12 protein-coding genes are annotated in these 16,483 nt (G+C 59.4%); 5 read left to right on the top strand and 7 right to left on the bottom strand.

Features of this window, described 5'->3' with window-relative positions; genetic code table 11:
- The first annotated feature begins 42 nt into the window (after positions 1-42).
- From RMQ97_RS02115 to RMQ97_RS02100, 4 genes are read left to right on the top strand one after another with little or no spacing between them, the layout of a single operon-like run.
- Entirely contained in the window at positions 43-1,560 is a 1,518-nt protein-coding gene (locus RMQ97_RS02115) for a tryptophan halogenase family protein (RefSeq protein WP_413659176.1), read from the top strand.
- Positions 1,557-2,969: an FAD-dependent oxidoreductase gene (locus RMQ97_RS02110; protein ID WP_413659175.1), complete on the top strand. Its 1,413-nt coding sequence runs from the start codon at positions 1,557-1,559 to the stop codon at positions 2,967-2,969. The genes RMQ97_RS02115 and RMQ97_RS02110 overlap by 4 nt, the downstream gene beginning before the upstream one ends.
- Entirely contained in the window at positions 2,966-4,483 is a 1,518-nt protein-coding gene (locus tag RMQ97_RS02105) for a tryptophan halogenase family protein (RefSeq protein ID WP_413659174.1), read from the top strand. Before RMQ97_RS02110 ends, RMQ97_RS02105 begins: the two co-directional genes overlap by 4 nt.
- Positions 4,480-6,006 (top strand): tryptophan halogenase family protein, encoded by a 1,527-nt coding sequence (locus tag RMQ97_RS02100; RefSeq protein WP_413659173.1) that lies wholly within the window; start codon positions 4,480-4,482, stop codon positions 6,004-6,006. The genes RMQ97_RS02105 and RMQ97_RS02100 overlap by 4 nt, the downstream gene beginning before the upstream one ends.
- A 15-nt stretch (positions 6,007-6,021) precedes the next feature.
- Here RMQ97_RS02100 and RMQ97_RS02095 read toward each other — a convergent pair whose 3' ends face one another.
- Complete coding sequence (locus tag RMQ97_RS02095) at positions 6,022-6,504, bottom strand: gluconokinase (protein ID WP_413659172.1); 483 nt, start codon at positions 6,502-6,504, stop codon at positions 6,022-6,024.
- Between the two features lie 107 nt (positions 6,505-6,611).
- On the opposite strand from RMQ97_RS02095, the gene RMQ97_RS02090 reads away from it, so the two are divergent.
- Positions 6,612-8,456: a glycoside hydrolase family 9 protein gene (locus tag RMQ97_RS02090; protein WP_413659171.1), complete on the top strand. Its 1,845-nt coding sequence runs from the start codon at positions 6,612-6,614 to the stop codon at positions 8,454-8,456.
- A gap of 113 nt (positions 8,457-8,569) precedes the next feature.
- On the opposite strand, the gene katG is transcribed toward RMQ97_RS02090, so the two are convergent.
- From katG to RMQ97_RS02060, 6 genes are all read right to left on the bottom strand, one after another.
- Entirely contained in the window at positions 8,570-10,759 is a 2,190-nt protein-coding gene (gene katG / locus RMQ97_RS02085; protein WP_413659170.1) for a catalase/peroxidase HPI, read from the bottom strand.
- Positions 10,760-10,907: 148 nt separating this feature from the next.
- Positions 10,908-11,216, bottom strand: a complete 309-nt coding sequence (locus RMQ97_RS02080; RefSeq protein ID WP_413659169.1) for a hypothetical protein — start codon at positions 11,214-11,216, stop codon at positions 10,908-10,910.
- A 363-nt stretch (positions 11,217-11,579) separates the two neighbouring features.
- Entirely contained in the window at positions 11,580-14,015 is a 2,436-nt protein-coding gene (locus RMQ97_RS02075; protein WP_413659168.1) for a DUF305 domain-containing protein, read from the bottom strand.
- Between the two features lie 77 nt (positions 14,016-14,092).
- On the bottom strand, positions 14,093-14,677 hold the full coding sequence (locus RMQ97_RS02070; RefSeq protein ID WP_413659167.1) for a thymidine kinase: 585 nt from the start codon (positions 14,675-14,677) through the stop codon (positions 14,093-14,095).
- A 120-nt stretch (positions 14,678-14,797) separates the two neighbouring features.
- Positions 14,798-15,589: a hypothetical protein gene (locus tag RMQ97_RS02065; RefSeq protein ID WP_413659166.1), complete on the bottom strand. Its 792-nt coding sequence runs from the start codon at positions 15,587-15,589 to the stop codon at positions 14,798-14,800.
- A gap of 36 nt (positions 15,590-15,625) precedes the next feature.
- The gene (locus tag RMQ97_RS02060) at positions 15,626-16,453 is read right to left on the bottom strand and encodes a hypothetical protein (RefSeq protein WP_413659165.1); all 828 of its coding nucleotides are present in this window, start codon (positions 16,451-16,453) and stop codon (positions 15,626-15,628) included.
- Positions 16,454-16,483 lie beyond the last annotated feature (30 nt).

Raw genomic sequence — 16,483 nt, 5'->3', positions numbered from 1 at the left:
AGAGAGACGAAAATGTCACAGGGTCCTTCGGGGGAGAAAACCATGTCGAACACGCCCGATTCGGGGGCCAGGACACGTCGGGTCGTCATACTTGGCGGCGGTACCGCTGGATGGATGGCCGCAGCCGCGCTGACCTCCATGCTGCCCCCACACCGGGTCAGCGTGACGCTGGTCGAGTCTGAAGCAATCGGCATTATCGGCGTGGGCGAGGCTACACTCCCCCATCTGCGCCAGTTCAACGAGACAATTGGCCTGGCCGAGGATGTTTTTATCCGGGAGACCCGGGCGACCTACAAGTTGGGCATTGAATTCGTCAATTGGGGCGCGCCGGGGGAACGCTATATCCATCCGTTCGGGGCGTTTGGTAATGAGACCGACGGAATCCCCTTCCATCAATTCTGGCTCGCCAGTCGTCCTGAAGCGCCCATCTCGGATCTGGAGGCCTGTTCCCTTCCCATTCAGGCCTGCCGTGCCAATCGATTTGCGCGCCCCCAGAGTGATCAACCAGGGCTGGCCGACAGTTATGGCTATGCCTACCAGTTTGATTCCACGCTCTATGCCCCCTTGCTGCGTCGCCATGCCGAAGCCCGGGGCGCCATCCGGATCGAGGGGCGGGCACTGGGGGCAGATCAGGATGCGTTAACCGGCAATATCACCGCAATCCGGTTGGACGGGGGCGAACGTATTGAAGGCGATTTCTTTATCGATTGTTCCGGGTTCAAGGGCCTCCTGATCGAAGACACTCTGGCATCGGGCTATGAAGACTGGTCAAACTGGTTGCCTTGTGATCAGGCCATCGCCGCCCCGACAGCGTTGACGGGGCCTCGCCCTCCCTATACCCGCGCCACAGCGGGAGACGCGGGATGGCAGTGGCGCATCCCCCTCCAGCACCGTATGGGCAATGGCCATGTCTATGCCAGCGATTTCCTGTCAGACGACGCTGCCGATGAGGCCTTCCTGACGGCGCTCGACAGTGAGCCTCTGGCCGAGCCCAGACGGCTCTTTTTCAAGACGGGCAAGCGCAAATCCATCTGGTCGCACAATTGCATCTCGGCCGGCCTCGCGAGTGGATTTCTGGAACCCCTTGAATCGACCAGTATTCACCTCACCCAACTCGCCATCACGCATTTCCTCGAGCTTTTCCCCTTGGGCGATGACTGCGCCGTGGAACGCACAGCCTACAACGCGCTGATGAACCGGGAATTCGAACGTGTTCGCGATTTCCTGATCCTCCACTATGTCGCGACGCGCCGCGAAGACAGTGAGTTCTGGAGGTATATGCGGGCGATGGACATCCCCGACAGTCTCGCGGAGAAACGTGCCCTGTTCGAAGCGACCGGCCGTGTTGCCACCTATCAGCAAGGCCTCTTTCTCGAACCCTCCTGGATCGCAGTCTATCTGGGACAGGGCGTGCGCCCGCGCGCGCTGGATCCGCGTCTTTCCCGCTATGATAACGCCCGGCTCAACGCCTCCATCGACAAGTTGCAGGGGCAGATCCGCGAACTGGTCGCCCAACACCCCGATCATGACAGCCTGTTCGATACGGGAGTGGTGGCATGAGCCCGAGCTTGCATGTCTTGATTTGTGGCGGCGGATTCGAGGCGGTTCTCACAGCTTGCCATCTCGCACAGGCCGTCTCCCCAGCGGTCAAAGTGACCTTGATGCCCACCGTCCATGATGATCGGGATGACTGGGCCTATCTTGTCCTCGACCCTGAACCCGCAGCTATGCTCCGGACGTTGGGTGTAAGCGATCCGCTGCTGATCTCACGGTGTCGGTTCAACTACCGGCTGGGCACGCGCCTGGATGGCTTTCCCGGTCAGACGGCCTCGCATTATCTGCCTCTTGGCGGTATTGGCGAGGACTGGGGCGGAACGGGATTTCTCCACCACTGGCGCAGGCTCTCTCCCGACGCCACACTGGACGATTATTACAGCTATTCACCGGCTGTCTTGGCGATGAAGAGCGGCCGTTTTGCGCCTGCGGACCCGCGCAATCGCGTCGGCACGCTGCAGCATGAGACCGGGCTTCATATCCAGCCCCGCGATGTAACGGCTTTGCTGCTTCACAATGCCAAACGGCTGGGCGTTACTGTTCTGGACCAGGGTCTGGACGGGATCGAACGGACAGACACGGGTGAGATCACCCATCTTCGTGACACGTCGGGAACCGTACACGCCGCCGACCTCTTTGTGGACGCCACCGGGCGCCAATCGCGCCTTGGCGGACGGGAAGACTGGCAGGGCCCGCCACCTGTCTATTTGAGCTCACACCACGTCGAACCGGTTGACCCGCGCACGGAGGCCCGTCTCACAGCGCGTGAGGACGGCTGGACCCTGGACATCACAACGGGATCGCAAGGCCACACATTCTTCATCGACGATCAACCCGGCAAGTCCCAAGCCCTGGCCATCCAGACGGGGCATGCCCTGACGCCCTGGACAGGCAATGTCGTGCGCGTCGGACAGGCGGGACTGGATCAACCCGTCCTGATCGGTCTGGCAGCCCGAGCCTTGCTCGAACAGGTCGAGACACTGATCAAGCTTCTGCCGGCCGGAAACGCTCCTGATGCCGAACGCGCTGAATACAACCGTCTGGCGGTTGAACGCGGCACAGCCCTGGCCGATCTGTCTGCGATCTACGAAGCGGCCCGCCACGCACAGCTGAATGACATCACGCCCCCGCACCTCGCGGTACGCACCCGCTTGTTCGGTCATCGAGGCCATGTTGTGCCGGACGATGCCCCCATTCTCGAGGCGGCCGACTGGACACGTCATTGTCTGGCTGTGGGCCTTTTCCCCCGCCATCATGATCCACTCAGTGAACGCCTGCCCACCCAGGAGCTCACCCGACGACGGGCTGAATTACGGCAGACTCTGGAACGGGTCGTCGCTGAATTCCCGCCTCACGAAGCCTTTCTCAGCATGATGATACAGACCGCCCGGAAGATGCAGGGGATGACCGCATGACGGTCTCACCACAACGCGTTCTTATTGCAGGCGGTGGTACGGCCGGATGGATGGCGGCGGCCGCCCTCGCACGCTTTGTCGGTCCCACCGGGGTACAAATAGAGCTGGTTGAGTCCGAACAGATCGGCACGGTTGGTGTGGGCGAGGCCACCATTCCCAATATCGCCGATTTCAATGCCATGCTGGGCATTGAGGAACATGATTTCCTCGCCGCAACACGCGGAACCTACAAGCTGGGTATTGCCTTCGAGAACTGGGGCAAGCCGGAGGATCACTACTTCCACCCCTTTGGCACGTACGGGCTTGATCTTGGCGGTCAGCCCTTCCACCAGATCTGGCACGCACAGCGTCAGACGGTCGGATCGCCACCGCTGGACGCGTTTTCCATGTGTGCCCAGGCCGCCCTGTCGGGCAAATTCATGCAACCGCATACCGATCCGCAATCGCCAGTCTCGCAATTGCGTCATGCCTATCATTTCGATGCGGGGCTCTATGCCCGGTTTCTGCGCCGACGGGCGGAAAACCAGGGGGTGGTGCGGCATGAGGGGCGCATAGCCACCGTGGAGCAAGCCCCCGAAACCGGTGACATCGTCGCGCTTTTCCTCGAGGATGGACGCCGGCTGGAGGCCGATCTCTTCATCGATTGCACCGGGTTTCGCAGCCTTTTGCTGGGCCAGACCCTCAACGTCCCGTTCGAAGACTGGTCCCATTGGCTACCGTGCGACCGGGCCATCGCTGTGCCCAGCGCCCGGACAGAACCGCTCAGACCCTTCACCCGCGCCCGTGCTGGTCAGGCCGGGTGGCAATGGCGTATCCCGCTGCAACACCGCACCGGCAATGGCCATGTCTATTGCAGCGCCGCACTGGATGATGACACCGCCCTGCAGGAACTCCTGGCGGGTCTGGATGGCGAGGTGCTGGGCGAGCCCAACCAACTGCGCTTCACCACCGGCCGACGATCCCGGTTATGGGAGAAAAACTGCGTTGCGCTGGGACTGGCGGCCGGCTTCCTGGAACCACTTGAATCCACCAGTATTCACCTGATCCAGGAAGGTATTTCAAAACTTCTGGCGCTCTTCCCGGGCGCCCAGGGCAACCAGGCCGAGACCGGAATGTATAATCGGCTGATGATCGAGAGTTTCGATATCATCCGCGATTTCATCATCCTGCACTACGCCGCGAACCAGCGCGAGGACAACGCCTTCTGGCGCGGTCTCAGAGAGATGGTCTTGCCCGATCGGCTGCAATCCATCCTGGATGTCTTCCGCCAGCATGGACGCCTGTTTGTCCATGACCGGGACCTGTTCACCCTGACGAGCTGGGTCGCTGTGCTTTACGGGCAGAACATCCAGCCCGGGGCTGCGGACCCGCTCGCGCGAGCCATCCCGCCTGCCGAACGCGCGCAATTCCTGGGAAATCTCGAACATGTCTATGCGCGAGCCGCCCAGCATATGCCGCCGCATGCAGCCTATCTGAATCAATTCTGTACTTCCCCGTCTGCGGAGACCTCATGATCACGCCGATTTCCAAAATTCTGATTGTGGGCGGCGGAACCGCCGGCTGGATGGCCGCCGCCGCCCTGTCCAAGCTGTTGGGCCCTCAAGGACCGAAGATCCAGCTGGTGGAGAGCGAGCAGATCGGAACGGTGGGTGTCGGCGAAGCGACGATTCCCCAGATCAGCCTGTTCAATCGCATGCTGGGTCTAGATGAGGATGATTTCCTCAAACGCACCCAGGGCACATTCAAGCTGGGCATTCGCTTTGAGAACTGGCGACGGAATAATCATCGCTATTTCCACCCGTTCGGCTCCTATGGCAGCGATATGGACGGGGTGATGTTCCATCATTTCTGGCTCCACGCACGCCAAAGGGGACATTCGACGGATCTGTCCTCTTATTGCCTGCAGGCTGTGGCAGCTGATGAAAACCGGTTCCTGAGGCCTGTGGCCAACGCCCGAAACTCTCCGCTCGGCCACATCGCCTATGCCTTTCATTTCGACGCGGGCCTCTATGCCGCTTTCCTGCGCGACTACAGCGAAGCACGCGGTGTGGAGCGTATTGAAGGACGGGTTTGCGATCACACACTGGACCCACAGACGGGACATGTGACCCGCATTTCACTCGAGGATGGCCAAAGCCTCGATGCGGATCTCTTTATCGACTGTTCCGGCTTTCGCGGCCTGTTGATCGAACAGGCGCTCGAAACAGGCTATGAAGACTGGAGCCATTACCTTCCCTGCAACAGTGCACTGGCGGTGCCCGCCGAACATACCGGAGATCCTGTCCCCTATACCCGCTCGATCGCCGGACGGGCCGGTTGGCAGTGGCGCATCCCGCTGCAACACCGCATGGGCAATGGCCATGTCTATTGCACGGGTTTTACGAGCGATGACGCAGCGCATGACGACCTCATCTCCAGCCTGTCAGGCACGCCCTTGCGCGATCCGATCCAGCTGCGTTTCGTCACCGGTCGACGCCGAAAGGCCTGGAACCGGAATGTGGTCGCACTGGGCCTGGCCTCAGGATTTCTGGAACCGCTGGAATCGACCAGCATTCACTTGATCCAGAGCGGCATAGCCCGGCTGATGACCCTCTTCCCCCACCAGGGCTTCGACCCGGCCGAGATCGAGGAATACAATCGGCTGACCGAAATCGAATACGCCTATATTCGCGATTTCCTAGTCCTTCATTATCGACAAACTGAGCGGGACGACACGGACTTCTGGCGCCACTGCCAGTCCCTGCCCGTCAGTGACCACCTTCAACGCAAGATCGACCTCTATGCCGGCAATGGTCGTGTCAGCCGTGAGCGGGATGAATTATTCAACGAAACCAGCTGGCTGGCCGTGATGCACGGCCAGGGGATTGAGCCCCGGGGACATCATCCGCTTGTCACGGCACTCGGTGAAGCGGAAGTGGATGCCCGCTTGCATCAAATCCTGGGTGTGGTCCGTGAATCGGCCAATCACATGCCCACTCACAGCGATTTCATCCGCAAGAATTGCGCGAGCGAAACGGGCGCAAACATGCCGGCTTGAAGTTTGCACCTGTCGTCACAGTTTCGATCGAACCGTGTCAACCAGGCTGTCGAGTGGTGATGTCGCGTCCAGGACAAGGGCTGTGTCGGGAGGGGTCAGGGCCTCGAACTGGGAGGCGACAAGACTGGACGGCATAAAATGAGTTGATCGCGACGACACGCGCTGGATCGCATCCGATTGACTGATTTTCAGAAAGACCCAGACAAGTGCATGCCCGGGCGTTTCCGCGAGATATCCGCGCACGACCGGATTGAGCGCAGAACACGCCAAGATCTTGTCGCCTTCACCCAGCCGGGTGACCGCGCGAACTATGTTCTCGATCCAGCCTTTTCGATCATCATTATCAAGTGCGATGCCCTGGCTCATCTTTTCGACATTCGCCTCCGGGTGAAAGGCATCCCCTTCCAGGAAGGCCAAACCAGTGCGATCCGCGAGCGCCTGACCCAGAGTGGATTTCCCACATCCGCTCACACCCATGATGATGATCAATCGACTCATTGACCCGGGTCCTCTTCGTGTGTGACGCCTTGTCTGTCAGCATATGACTTGCCTAGTGATATCGCTGTCAATACCGTGGTCACCTCTTTTCATATCTGGATGCCGTCATGACCGCGATGCTTGCCGCCTTGTTCCTGACAGGACTGTCTCCCGCCATGACAGGTCCAATACCGCAAGGGATGTGTGCGCCGTCAGGCTTCTCGCCGTCCGTCGTGATGGGACAGGCCGGTTTTGAACCGGGCGGACGCAAGATTGCCATCTACCGACACCCTGCAAGCACGCCTCTCGATTGGCAGATCATGGACGAGAACAACACCGTACGGTTTCGCGGTCAGACCCGTGTGTTCGGCGATGACGTCTTGTCCGGCGATCCGGTCCATCAGATCGACTTCACGGGCTTTACGGATAACGACAATTCCTATCGCCTGCGTGTGTGCGCTCAGGACAGCGCCTCCTTTGTCCTTGAGGCCCCGGACTATCAGGCCCTGGCCAGTGACAGCTTGGCCTATTTCTACATGAACCGTCTCGCCGAACCCATTCTGGAAAGGCATGTGCTTGGGCCGCAATGGGCGCGTGAACCCGGGTTCGAAAACATGGTGTTGTCGTGTTTTGACGGACAGGATGAACGCGGTCGGGACTGGCCGGGATGTGAGTATTCACTCGACGTGACCGGTGGATGGGCGGATGCGGGGGATTACGGGCAATATGTGGTCAATGGCGGGATTGCCGTCTGGACCCTCCAGCATGCCTACGAGGTTTTGGGTGCCAATCCGGGCGAACCGGGCTGGCTGGACCAGCCTGAAAGATTGCCCGAAGGCGGCAATGATATCAGCGACCTGCTGGACGAAGCTTGGTACCATCTGGCGTTCATGATGGCGATGCAGATCCCGGACGGGGCCCGCGTGTGGACCATTCAGGGCGATGCGGGGGATGGCGACCGACAGCCCGTGGAAATCGATGGCTCGGGCCTTGTGCATCACAAAACGCATGAAGCCGCATGGCTGCCCCTGCCGCTCTTGCCCGAAGATGCCCGCGAGACACGGTATCTCTATCCCCCCTCAACAGCCGCGAGCCTGAATCTAGCCGCCGCCGCGGCGCAGTGTGCCCGTCTCTGGCTTGAGATAGATGCAGACCGTTCTGCAACCTGCCTCGACGCAGCCCGGCGGGCCTTTGATGCGGCAGAACGTGAACCCGATCTCTATGCGGCCGGAATATTCGATGGGGGCGGTCCCTATGGCGATACACAGATCGCCGACGAATTTGCCTGGGCTGCAGCGGAACTGTTCCGCACCACAGGCGAAAAACACTATCGCACCTATCTGGAACGCTGGTTTGCACAGTACGGCGCAAGCGACGCACCGGATATTGGCTGGGCCCAAGCCGATTTTCTTGTCGCATTGAGCTTGATCCAACTCGATCGAGCAGACCCTCTCTATACACACGCAGAGACCTGGATCCTGGAACGGGCCGATAGATATCTGCAACACCGCGACCGGTCCGGTTATCTGATCCCCGCCGACGAGACCCTGTTTTCCTGGGGTTCAAACGGCAATCTGGCCAACCGGGCCCTTGTGCTTGCAATGGCCGAACGCCTGACCGGTGAAGCCCGATATCGCGCAGGTGTCGTCGATGCGGCCGATTATCTGCTGGGCCGCAATGCCCTGGATCAGTCCTATATTTCAGGCTGGGGCCGAAATGCGATGCAATTTGCTCATCACCGTTTCTGGGCCGCCGGGGCTGATCCGGAATTTCCCACAGCACCTCCCGGTGCCCTGTCAGGCGGTGCCAATAACCGGACCATGCGCGATCCGATTGCCCGGGAGATGGAGGGTGAGTGTGCCGCGCAACGCTGTTGGCAGGATCATGTGGATGCCTACGCCCTCAATGAAGTCGCGATCAACTGGAACGCGCCACTGGTCTGGATGATGCTCTATCTCCACGTCAGCGATTGAAGCCTTCATCCTCTGACCTCCCCTAAATGTACGGCATAAACACGGGTAGAATAAAACGGGCGTGCGAAGTGGAATTCACACGCCCGATTTCCTGTCGTTTCGAACCGTTCGACCTAGTCGAGATCGGTCCGGTCAAGCTCCATGACCTTGACCCAGGCCTTCACGAATTGCTCGCGGAACACGGCCGCTCCGTCATCGGACGCATAGACTTCGCTCAAAGCGCGCAATTGCGAGTTGGAACCAAAGATCAGATCCGTGCGCGTCCCGGTCCAGCGAACTTCACCCGTCCGGCGATCCCGGCCTTCGAACACGCTGTCATCTTCCGATGCAGACGACCAGGTCGTCGTGAAATCGAGGAGATTTACAAAGAAATCATTCGTCAGCTGTCCGGCCCGATCTGTAAACACACCATGGGCAGACCCGTCCGCATTGGCGCCCAAAACCCGCAGACCACCCAGAAGCACCGTCATTTCCGGTGCTGAGAGAGTCAGGAGCTGGGCCCGGTCCACAAGCAATTCTTCCGCCGAGACGGTGAATTGTGCGGATTGATAATTGCGGAACCCGTCAGCCTGCGGCTCCATCGGCTCGAAACTGGCGGCGTCCGTCTGATCCTGGCCGACATCCACCCGTCCAGGATTGAACGGTACGTCGATATCATGGCCCGCAGCCTTGGCCGCCTGTTCAACACCCGTGTTTCCGGCGAGAACGATGAGATCGGCCAGGGAGATACGCGTGGCCCCGCTCTGCCCGGCGTTGAATTCCGACTGGATGGCTGCAAGTTTCGCCAGCGTATCGGCGAGCTCATCCGGCTGATTGACCGCCCAGTCCTTTTGGGGTGCCAGACGCACACGCCCACCGTTCGCGCCACCGCGCTTGTCAGACCCGCGATAGGTCGAGGCCGACGCCCAGGCTGCAGACACCAGGCGTGAGACCGGTAAGCCCGACGCGCTGATTTTGGCCTTCAGCTCCGCGACATCATCGGCATTGACCAGATCAAAGTCACGTGCCGGCAAAGTGTCCTGCCAGATCAGGTCTTCAGCCGGAATCTCGGACCCGACATACAGCGCCTTGGGACCCATATCCCGATGCGTCAGCTTGAACCAGGCACGCGCAAACGCGTCGGCAAACTCATCCGGGTTTTGATGGAAACGGCGTGAGATGGCCGCATAAGCCGGATCCAGACGCATCGCCATATCCGCCGTGGTCATCATCAGCCCCACCTGGCCATGTCCATCCACCTGCGGGGCATGGTCCTTGTCTGCCAGATCTTTCGCCGCCCACTGCCAGGCGCCCGCCGGGCTCTTCACCAATTCCCAGTCGTAACCGAACAAGACGTCGAAATAGCCATTGTCCCACTGGATCGGATTGGACGTCCACGGGCCTTCAATGCCCGACGTGATCGTGTCTACGCCCTTGCCGGACTTGTAGGAGTTCTTCCAGCCCAGACCCTGTTGTTCAATCGGCGCACCCTCCGGCTCCGCACCCACATGATCCGCCGGACCGGCGCCGTGGGCCTTGCCGAAGGTGTGCCCCCCCGCGACCAGGGCCACCGTTTCCTCATCATTCATGGCCATGCGACCAAAGGTTTCGCGGATATCACGACCAGACGCCAGAGGATCCGGCTCGCCATTGGGACCTTCCGGATTCACATAGATCAGCCCCATCTGGACCGCAGCGAGCGGGTTTTCCAGATCACGCTCGCCTGAATACCGCTTATCGCCCAGCCACTCGGCTTCCTGACCCCAATAAATATCCTCTTCCGGTGCCCAGATGTCCTCGCGACCTCCGGCAAAACCAAAAGTCTTGAAGCCCATGGACTCCAGAGCGCAATTGCCTGCCAGGATCATCAGATCCGCCCAGGACACAGACTGGCCGTACTTCTTCTTGATCGGCCACAGGAGCAGGCGGGCCTTGTCGAGGTTGCCATTATCGGGCCAGGAATTCAGCGGCGCAAAACGTTGATTGCCTGTTCCAGCTCCGCCTCGTCCATCACCGGTGCGATAGGTGCCCGCGGAATGCCAGGCCATGCGGATAAACAATGGGCCGTAGTGACCATAATCGGCCGGCCACCAGTCCTGTGATGTCGTCATCACCGCTTCGATATCGCGCTTCAATGCATCCAGATCGACGGATTGGAACGCTTGAGCATAGTCGAAATCACTATCGAGCGGATTGGAACGCTCGCTGTGTTGGTGAAGAATGCTGAGATTGAGCTGATTGGGCCACCAGTCACGGTTGGAGGTACCGTGATTACCGGCTTGGGATTGCCCGTGCATCGGGCAGCCTTGAGGGGGATTGCTCATGATCATGGCCTTTGTCTGAATGGGTCGACAGGTGTGCGACGGACAACACCCGTCTGACCCTCACTGTAACCAGACCAAAACCATCTGGATAATCGATAGTTTGGATTTGATCGATAGAGATTCTGTATATAAACTCGTCGAGATGGCCTCAGCGCAATAGCAATCCACGAAGCGCGTAATGGATCACCGCAAGGGGCGCGATCACATCGAACATCTCCAGCACACTCAAGACCTGATGGAACCCGTGTGTAGCCGCGACAAATTCATGATGGCCGTGCACGAACATCACCAGAAGATAATACAGGCTGACCAGAATAGCCGGTATCGCGGCAAGGGGTGTCGCACAGGCAAGGGCGATAGTTGACATAGCCGCCGCGATCGTCGCCAGGAGCAAGCCGGGCGTAATCAGAACGTCCAGCAGGCTGGCATTCAGATAGCTATAATCACGAAGCGGCATGGGACCGCCGGGAATGAAAATCCCAGGGTCAAGGTGAGCCAGGCCAGACCCAGTCCGGCAGCTCGCAAACAACGCCGGGACGACAGCGTCGAAGTGAAGAATGACATTTCAAAGCTTTCATCTTGTCCGGTCCGTGAACCGGATATCGATGCCCGCCTTGGTCCTACACGCAGCCCAGAGAAGGCCAAGCGGTATTGTCAGGACCTTCGTCCCACATAAGTGAAGACGTGGCCCGAACCCGGGGGAGCCTACAGGCACTTCAGCCCGGAGGGTCCAGTGTCTTTGGAATGCAAAAAGACCGTAGAAAGCCCAAACAATACCCCTCTCCCACCGACGGGCAGGAGAGGGGTATCACTCAGTGTTTTAGCGCAGTTCGCCGGCGACACCGTCCAGCGTATCGCGAAGCGCCTCGAGACGTTGGTCATCCCGGACACCCTCGGCCGAACGCGGCAGATCATCCGCTAGACCAGACAGGGTGCGTGACAGACCGCGATCTTCCGTGCCGGCCTCGACATGGGTCATGGCCGAGCCGAGCGCCGTGCGCAGCTCGCCCTCGAGCTCATCGGACAATACGTCCGACCGTTGCAACTGGTCGATATAGGCCAGCGCCACCACCGGGTGATCAGGCCATGTCACCGGGAATTGCTGCTGCGGGTTGAAGGTCTCACCCTGATCCCCCAGCGCAGCGGCGGCGATTTCATTCGCGGTCAGAAACTCGCTCGGCTCCAGCTCGAACACATCCAGACCGCGCACGATTTCGGTGCCGTAGATACGGCCATCATACCAGTAGGTGGACCAGAACCCGCCTGTCACCATCTGATGCTCATCGATCGGGCCCCGATCGAAGAACGCGATCTCGGTGGCGTTGGCACTGTCGGTGAAGTCGATCACCGAGAGGCCGCCCTGATACCAGGCCTGCACGAAGATATCGCGCCCCGGAACCGGAACGGCCGAGCCATTGTGCGCGACACAGTTTTCTTCGTCCGACTGGGCACCGGGGAGTTTGTAATAGCCTTCGAACACCAGTTCGCCGTCGACGATGTCGTAGATGGCGTCAGCGCCCCAGGTTTGCGGATCCTGTGCCCGACACCGCGGGCGGCCACCGCCACCCCACTCATCGGTGAAGATCACTTTTGTGCCGTCATTGTTGAACGTGGCCGAGTGCCAGTAGGCAAACCCCTCATCCACCACGGCATCGATCCGGCGCGGCTGGCGCGGATCGGAGATGTCCAGCAGGATGCCATTGCCCGAACATGCGCCTGCGGCCAGCTGCAGGCTCGGGAAGACAGTGATATCGTGACACTGATCGGTCCGCGAGGTCCGTTGGGTACCCTCACCGTGGTTGCCGCCCTGCCAGAGACCGGCAATCTGACCGGTTTCGTCATCCGCGAAGACTCGCGGGCTGTCGATGATGCGAGAGGCGGCCGGATTGTCGACCGGGATCTCGATCACATCGATAGAGAAGAGCGCGGTACGGTCATCACCCAGGACAGCGCCGATACACCCTTCCAGCTCTTCCTCCGGACGCACAGAGGATGTGCCGGAGTTATAGACAATAATGCGGCCATCCGAGTTGGAGACAACAGAGTGGGTGTGTGATCCCCGACAGGTTTGAACCTGCCCGACCTGGCGCGGCGCACGAGGGTTGGAGATGTCAAAGATCCGCACGCCCCGGAAACGGTCCGGGCTGGCATCTTCGCTGATGCCCTCACGGCCACAATCGCGACGCCCGCGGGTCTGTTCAACGGACATGATCAGCAAATCACCGACAATCGACACATCGCCCTGACCGCCCGGACACACCACGGACGCGATCAGATCCGGCTGAGCATCGCCCAACTCATAGAGGTTGAAGCCGTGATAATTGCCCACGGCCATCAGATTGCCGGAGAAGGCCATATCGGTATTGGAGAAGCTCAGGAAGGGGAAGCGCGAGCCAAAACGCGGATCGGCATCCTCGTCCGCATCCTCGTCTTCAATCTCAGGACGCAGACCCGCCGGATTTTCGGCGTCAAAGAAACCGGTCGGCTTGGGCTGGGTCGAGACATGGCTGAGATTGCGGATCGCTTCGCCGGCATCGCGGAACCCCGGCGCCAGTCCCGAGCGCGGATCAGCAGTCAGCTCGGTCAGCATGGCCGCCATCCGGCGAATTTCCGATTGCTGTTCGCTGCGTACATCATTGATGAAATCGAACAGGACCGGATCAAAGGCCGATCCGGAGGTGCGCAGGAGATTGTCGACCATGATCACCGCACCATCATGGTGTGCGATCATCAGTTCCAGAAACAGGGCATCAAACTCCGTGCCATTCGATGCGGCGAGCTGGGCCATCTGTTCCGGCGTAGCCATGCCGGCCATGGTGTGATGCGCCGCATGTCCGCCATGGTGCGCATGATGGCCGGCACTGTGTTCCGATCCGGCCGGATTGGGGGCATCCTGACCCCGGTCCGTCAGCCAGCCCTGCATGAATTCGATCTCATCGGCCTGGGTCACATTGATGCGCGATGCAATATCGACCACACCCTCATCATTCGTGCGATCCGCAACCAGATCAGCCATTTCCGTCGCCTGGAAATGGTGCCAGATCATGTCCTGCATGAATTTGACATCGGCTTCGGAATACTGATTGGCCGCAATATCAATCGCTTCATCTGCGCTCAGCGTGCGCACATCCTCGCCCGGAGCCCCTGGCTGAATGATGGTGACGTCCTGGGCAAAGGCCGGCGCGCCCAGAACCAATGCACAGGCGGAACAGGCCGCAAGTAGCGAAGCTTTTGATTTGAATGACGAATGAAACATAAAATCTCCTCCCCGAGATCAGGCATGTGGGGAAGGTAAAGCGCCAATTCCGTCGGGCAAGTGAATTCGGTATGAGATCAGCGCTCGAGGCTCTCAAGCCAGTGTTTGCGACACAGAGAGACATAATCTGTCTTGGCGACGCCCACTTGCTCTCCCTCGCTCACCGCCTCGCCGGACGCATCACGACGCAGATTCATGGTTGCCTTGCGTCCACAATGACAAATCGTGCGAGCTTCTCGTAGGTCATCCGCGATCGCAAGCAGAGCCGCCGAACCTTCAAACAATTCGCCCTGGAAATCGGTTCGCAAACCGTAACACAGAACGGGTAGGCCGAACTCGTCACCCACACGGGCCAGCTGCCAAACCTGATCACGGGTCAGGAATTGTGCCTCATCCAGAAACACCGCGTGCAGGGGGCCGGCATCGCGGCGAGCCTTTATGGCCTCGTAAACATCCATTCCGGCCCGAAAGAGATGAGCCGGGGCATTCAACCCGATCCGGCTCTCGATCTCTCCCATGACCGCCTGAGGGTCATGAGCATGATGCCCGGAGGTCCAGAGCATGACCTCCATGCCGCTCTCGCGGTAGTTATGGGCCGCCTGCAACAAGATCGCTGACTTGCCCGCATTCATGGCGCTATAGGTGAAATAGAGCTTGGACATGGGGGCCAGCCGATAGACTGATTCCCGTTTTCGTCGACAGGCAGGCACACGATTGTGTCGTGCAAAACTCTGGCTCGACATCAACGATACAGGCCGACGATGAGCCGGCCTGGTTCGCCCCTACTCGAACACGCTCATCAGGTCTTCCGCCGACCCACCGTCCTTGATCTCGCGCAATCGCACAAACACCAAAGCCGAAGCGATAATGCCGATCGGGGCCATAAGCCCCTGGAGAACCGCTTCCATGAGAACAGAGATCCAGGTTGTCGCGAGACCGGAAGCATTGCCAGCATCGAGCGCGCCAACAATAGCGGACCCCGTGATATCGAGCAGGACACCAATCACGATCACGATCAGAGCCACGCCAACAACCGCCCAGCGATACCCTTTTGTCAGCTCTGCGCTGCGGCCAAGGGCGTTGAAACCCTGACGCTCGAAAACGATGGCCGGAACATAGACGTAAAACATCGCCATGACATAGAGGCCCGGCACGATCACAAGAATAAGGCCCAGACTGACCGCCAGGGCATAAAGAATGCCCAGAAGGAGGATCGGGAAAAAGCCCGACAGAGTCGCTTGAACCGCTAGGCCCAGCTGAGGCCCGCGCCCCGTCTTGATCGCGACAGCGGCCCGCGCCATCACGCCCTGGATCAACACATAAAGAAGACCTGTCACCAGACCCAGAAGCGTTGAAAAGATCAGGATCCGACCGGCATCAACAGAACCCAGGCCAATGTCTTCCGGAAAAAGCGCCATCATGAAAACGGCAAAAACAAGCAAAAACGGCGTTGCGCTCAGCCCGAAAAACAAAACAAAATTTCGACCAAACAGGCTGAACGTCTCGCCCATGATCGCGCCAATGCCCAGCTCGGCCGGTGCAGCCGGTGCCGGTGTAAAATTCGTGTCTGTCATATTACCCCCTGAATTCGACATCCACGTCCGTGCGTCCTACTCGAAGACACGAACCAGATCTTCGGCGTCACCGCCCTCCTTGATCTCGCGCAGACGCACAAAGATCAAAGCCGTTGAAATCATTGAAAGCGGCAAGGTGATCCCGTTGATCAAAGCCTCAATGCCGACCCCCAGTAGCTGGTGGCCCAGCACAACATCTTGCATCACCAAAGTCGTTGGGTCATTGCCGTAAACCCCACCCACGACAACAAGTGCCACGATGGCGCCAAGCACACCACTGATAACCGTACCGATGAGGTTGATGACAATCATCACGCCCGCGATCGCCCAGCGATAGCCGCGCGTGAGCTCGAAACTGCGGCCCAATGCGCCAAAACCACGTTTTTCAAACACGATGGCCGGTACAAAAACCGATACCATGGCCGCGACATAAAGAGCGGGGATTATCAGGGCGAGAAAACCAAGCACGATCATCACGCCCGCGGCCAGGCCGAGTATCATGATCGGAAACAGACCGCTCAATGACGACATCACAGCCTGTGATAGCTGGGTTCCATTACCGGTTTTCAAGGCGATGGCACTACGTGCCATGACACCTTGCAGCACAAGATAACCGATCAGGGCGACAAGACCGATCACAAACGAAGTGTACACCAACGTGGAGGGAAAAGCGTCAGTCTCGATTATCGCACTGCGCTGTGCGCGTTCGACGCCGATATTGATCATACCCCAAACAATACTGGGAAGAGCACCCAGGGAAAAGAAAAACACGAAATTCCTGCCGAACAGGCCGAAGGTTTCGCTCAGGATCGCCCCAACGCCCAGATGTGCTTGAGGTTCGGGATAGGAATTCACGTCTGCCATTTTATTCCTCATTCCAGCCTGGGAGCCGCA

This window comes from Maricaulis sp. D1M11 (genome assembly GCF_047308265.1).
Taxonomy (GTDB): domain Bacteria; phylum Pseudomonadota; class Alphaproteobacteria; order Caulobacterales; family Maricaulaceae; genus Maricaulis.
Note: the sequence above shows the minus strand (reverse complement) of the source record. Positions and strands in the feature narration are given on the sequence as shown.

Excerpts from the sequence above, each read along its gene's own strand:
- RMQ97_RS02115 (WP_413659176.1), top strand. The coding sequence starts at position 43 with ATGTCGAACACGCCCGATTCGGGGGCCAGGACACGTCGGGTCGTCATA.
- RMQ97_RS02110 (WP_413659175.1), top strand. The coding sequence starts at position 1,557 with ATGAGCCCGAGCTTGCATGTCTTGATTTGTGGCGGCGGATTCGAGGCG.
- RMQ97_RS02105 (WP_413659174.1), top strand. The coding sequence starts at position 2,966 with ATGACGGTCTCACCACAACGCGTTCTTATTGCAGGCGGTGGTACGGCC.
- RMQ97_RS02100 (WP_413659173.1), top strand. The coding sequence starts at position 4,480 with ATGATCACGCCGATTTCCAAAATTCTGATTGTGGGCGGCGGAACCGCC.
- RMQ97_RS02095 (WP_413659172.1), bottom strand. The coding sequence starts at position 6,504 with ATGAGTCGATTGATCATCATCATGGGTGTGAGCGGATGTGGGAAATCC.
- RMQ97_RS02090 (WP_413659171.1), top strand. The coding sequence starts at position 6,612 with ATGACCGCGATGCTTGCCGCCTTGTTCCTGACAGGACTGTCTCCCGCC.
- katG (WP_413659170.1), bottom strand. The coding sequence starts at position 10,759 with ATGAGCAATCCCCCTCAAGGCTGCCCGATGCACGGGCAATCCCAAGCC.
- RMQ97_RS02080 (WP_413659169.1), bottom strand. The coding sequence starts at position 11,216 with ATGCCGCTTCGTGATTATAGCTATCTGAATGCCAGCCTGCTGGACGTT.
- RMQ97_RS02075 (WP_413659168.1), bottom strand. The coding sequence starts at position 14,015 with ATGTTTCATTCGTCATTCAAATCAAAAGCTTCGCTACTTGCGGCCTGT.
- RMQ97_RS02070 (WP_413659167.1), bottom strand. The coding sequence starts at position 14,677 with ATGTCCAAGCTCTATTTCACCTATAGCGCCATGAATGCGGGCAAGTCA.
- RMQ97_RS02065 (WP_413659166.1), bottom strand. The coding sequence starts at position 15,589 with ATGACAGACACGAATTTTACACCGGCACCGGCTGCACCGGCCGAGCTG.
- RMQ97_RS02060 (WP_413659165.1), bottom strand. The coding sequence starts at position 16,453 with ATGGCAGACGTGAATTCCTATCCCGAACCTCAAGCACATCTGGGCGTT.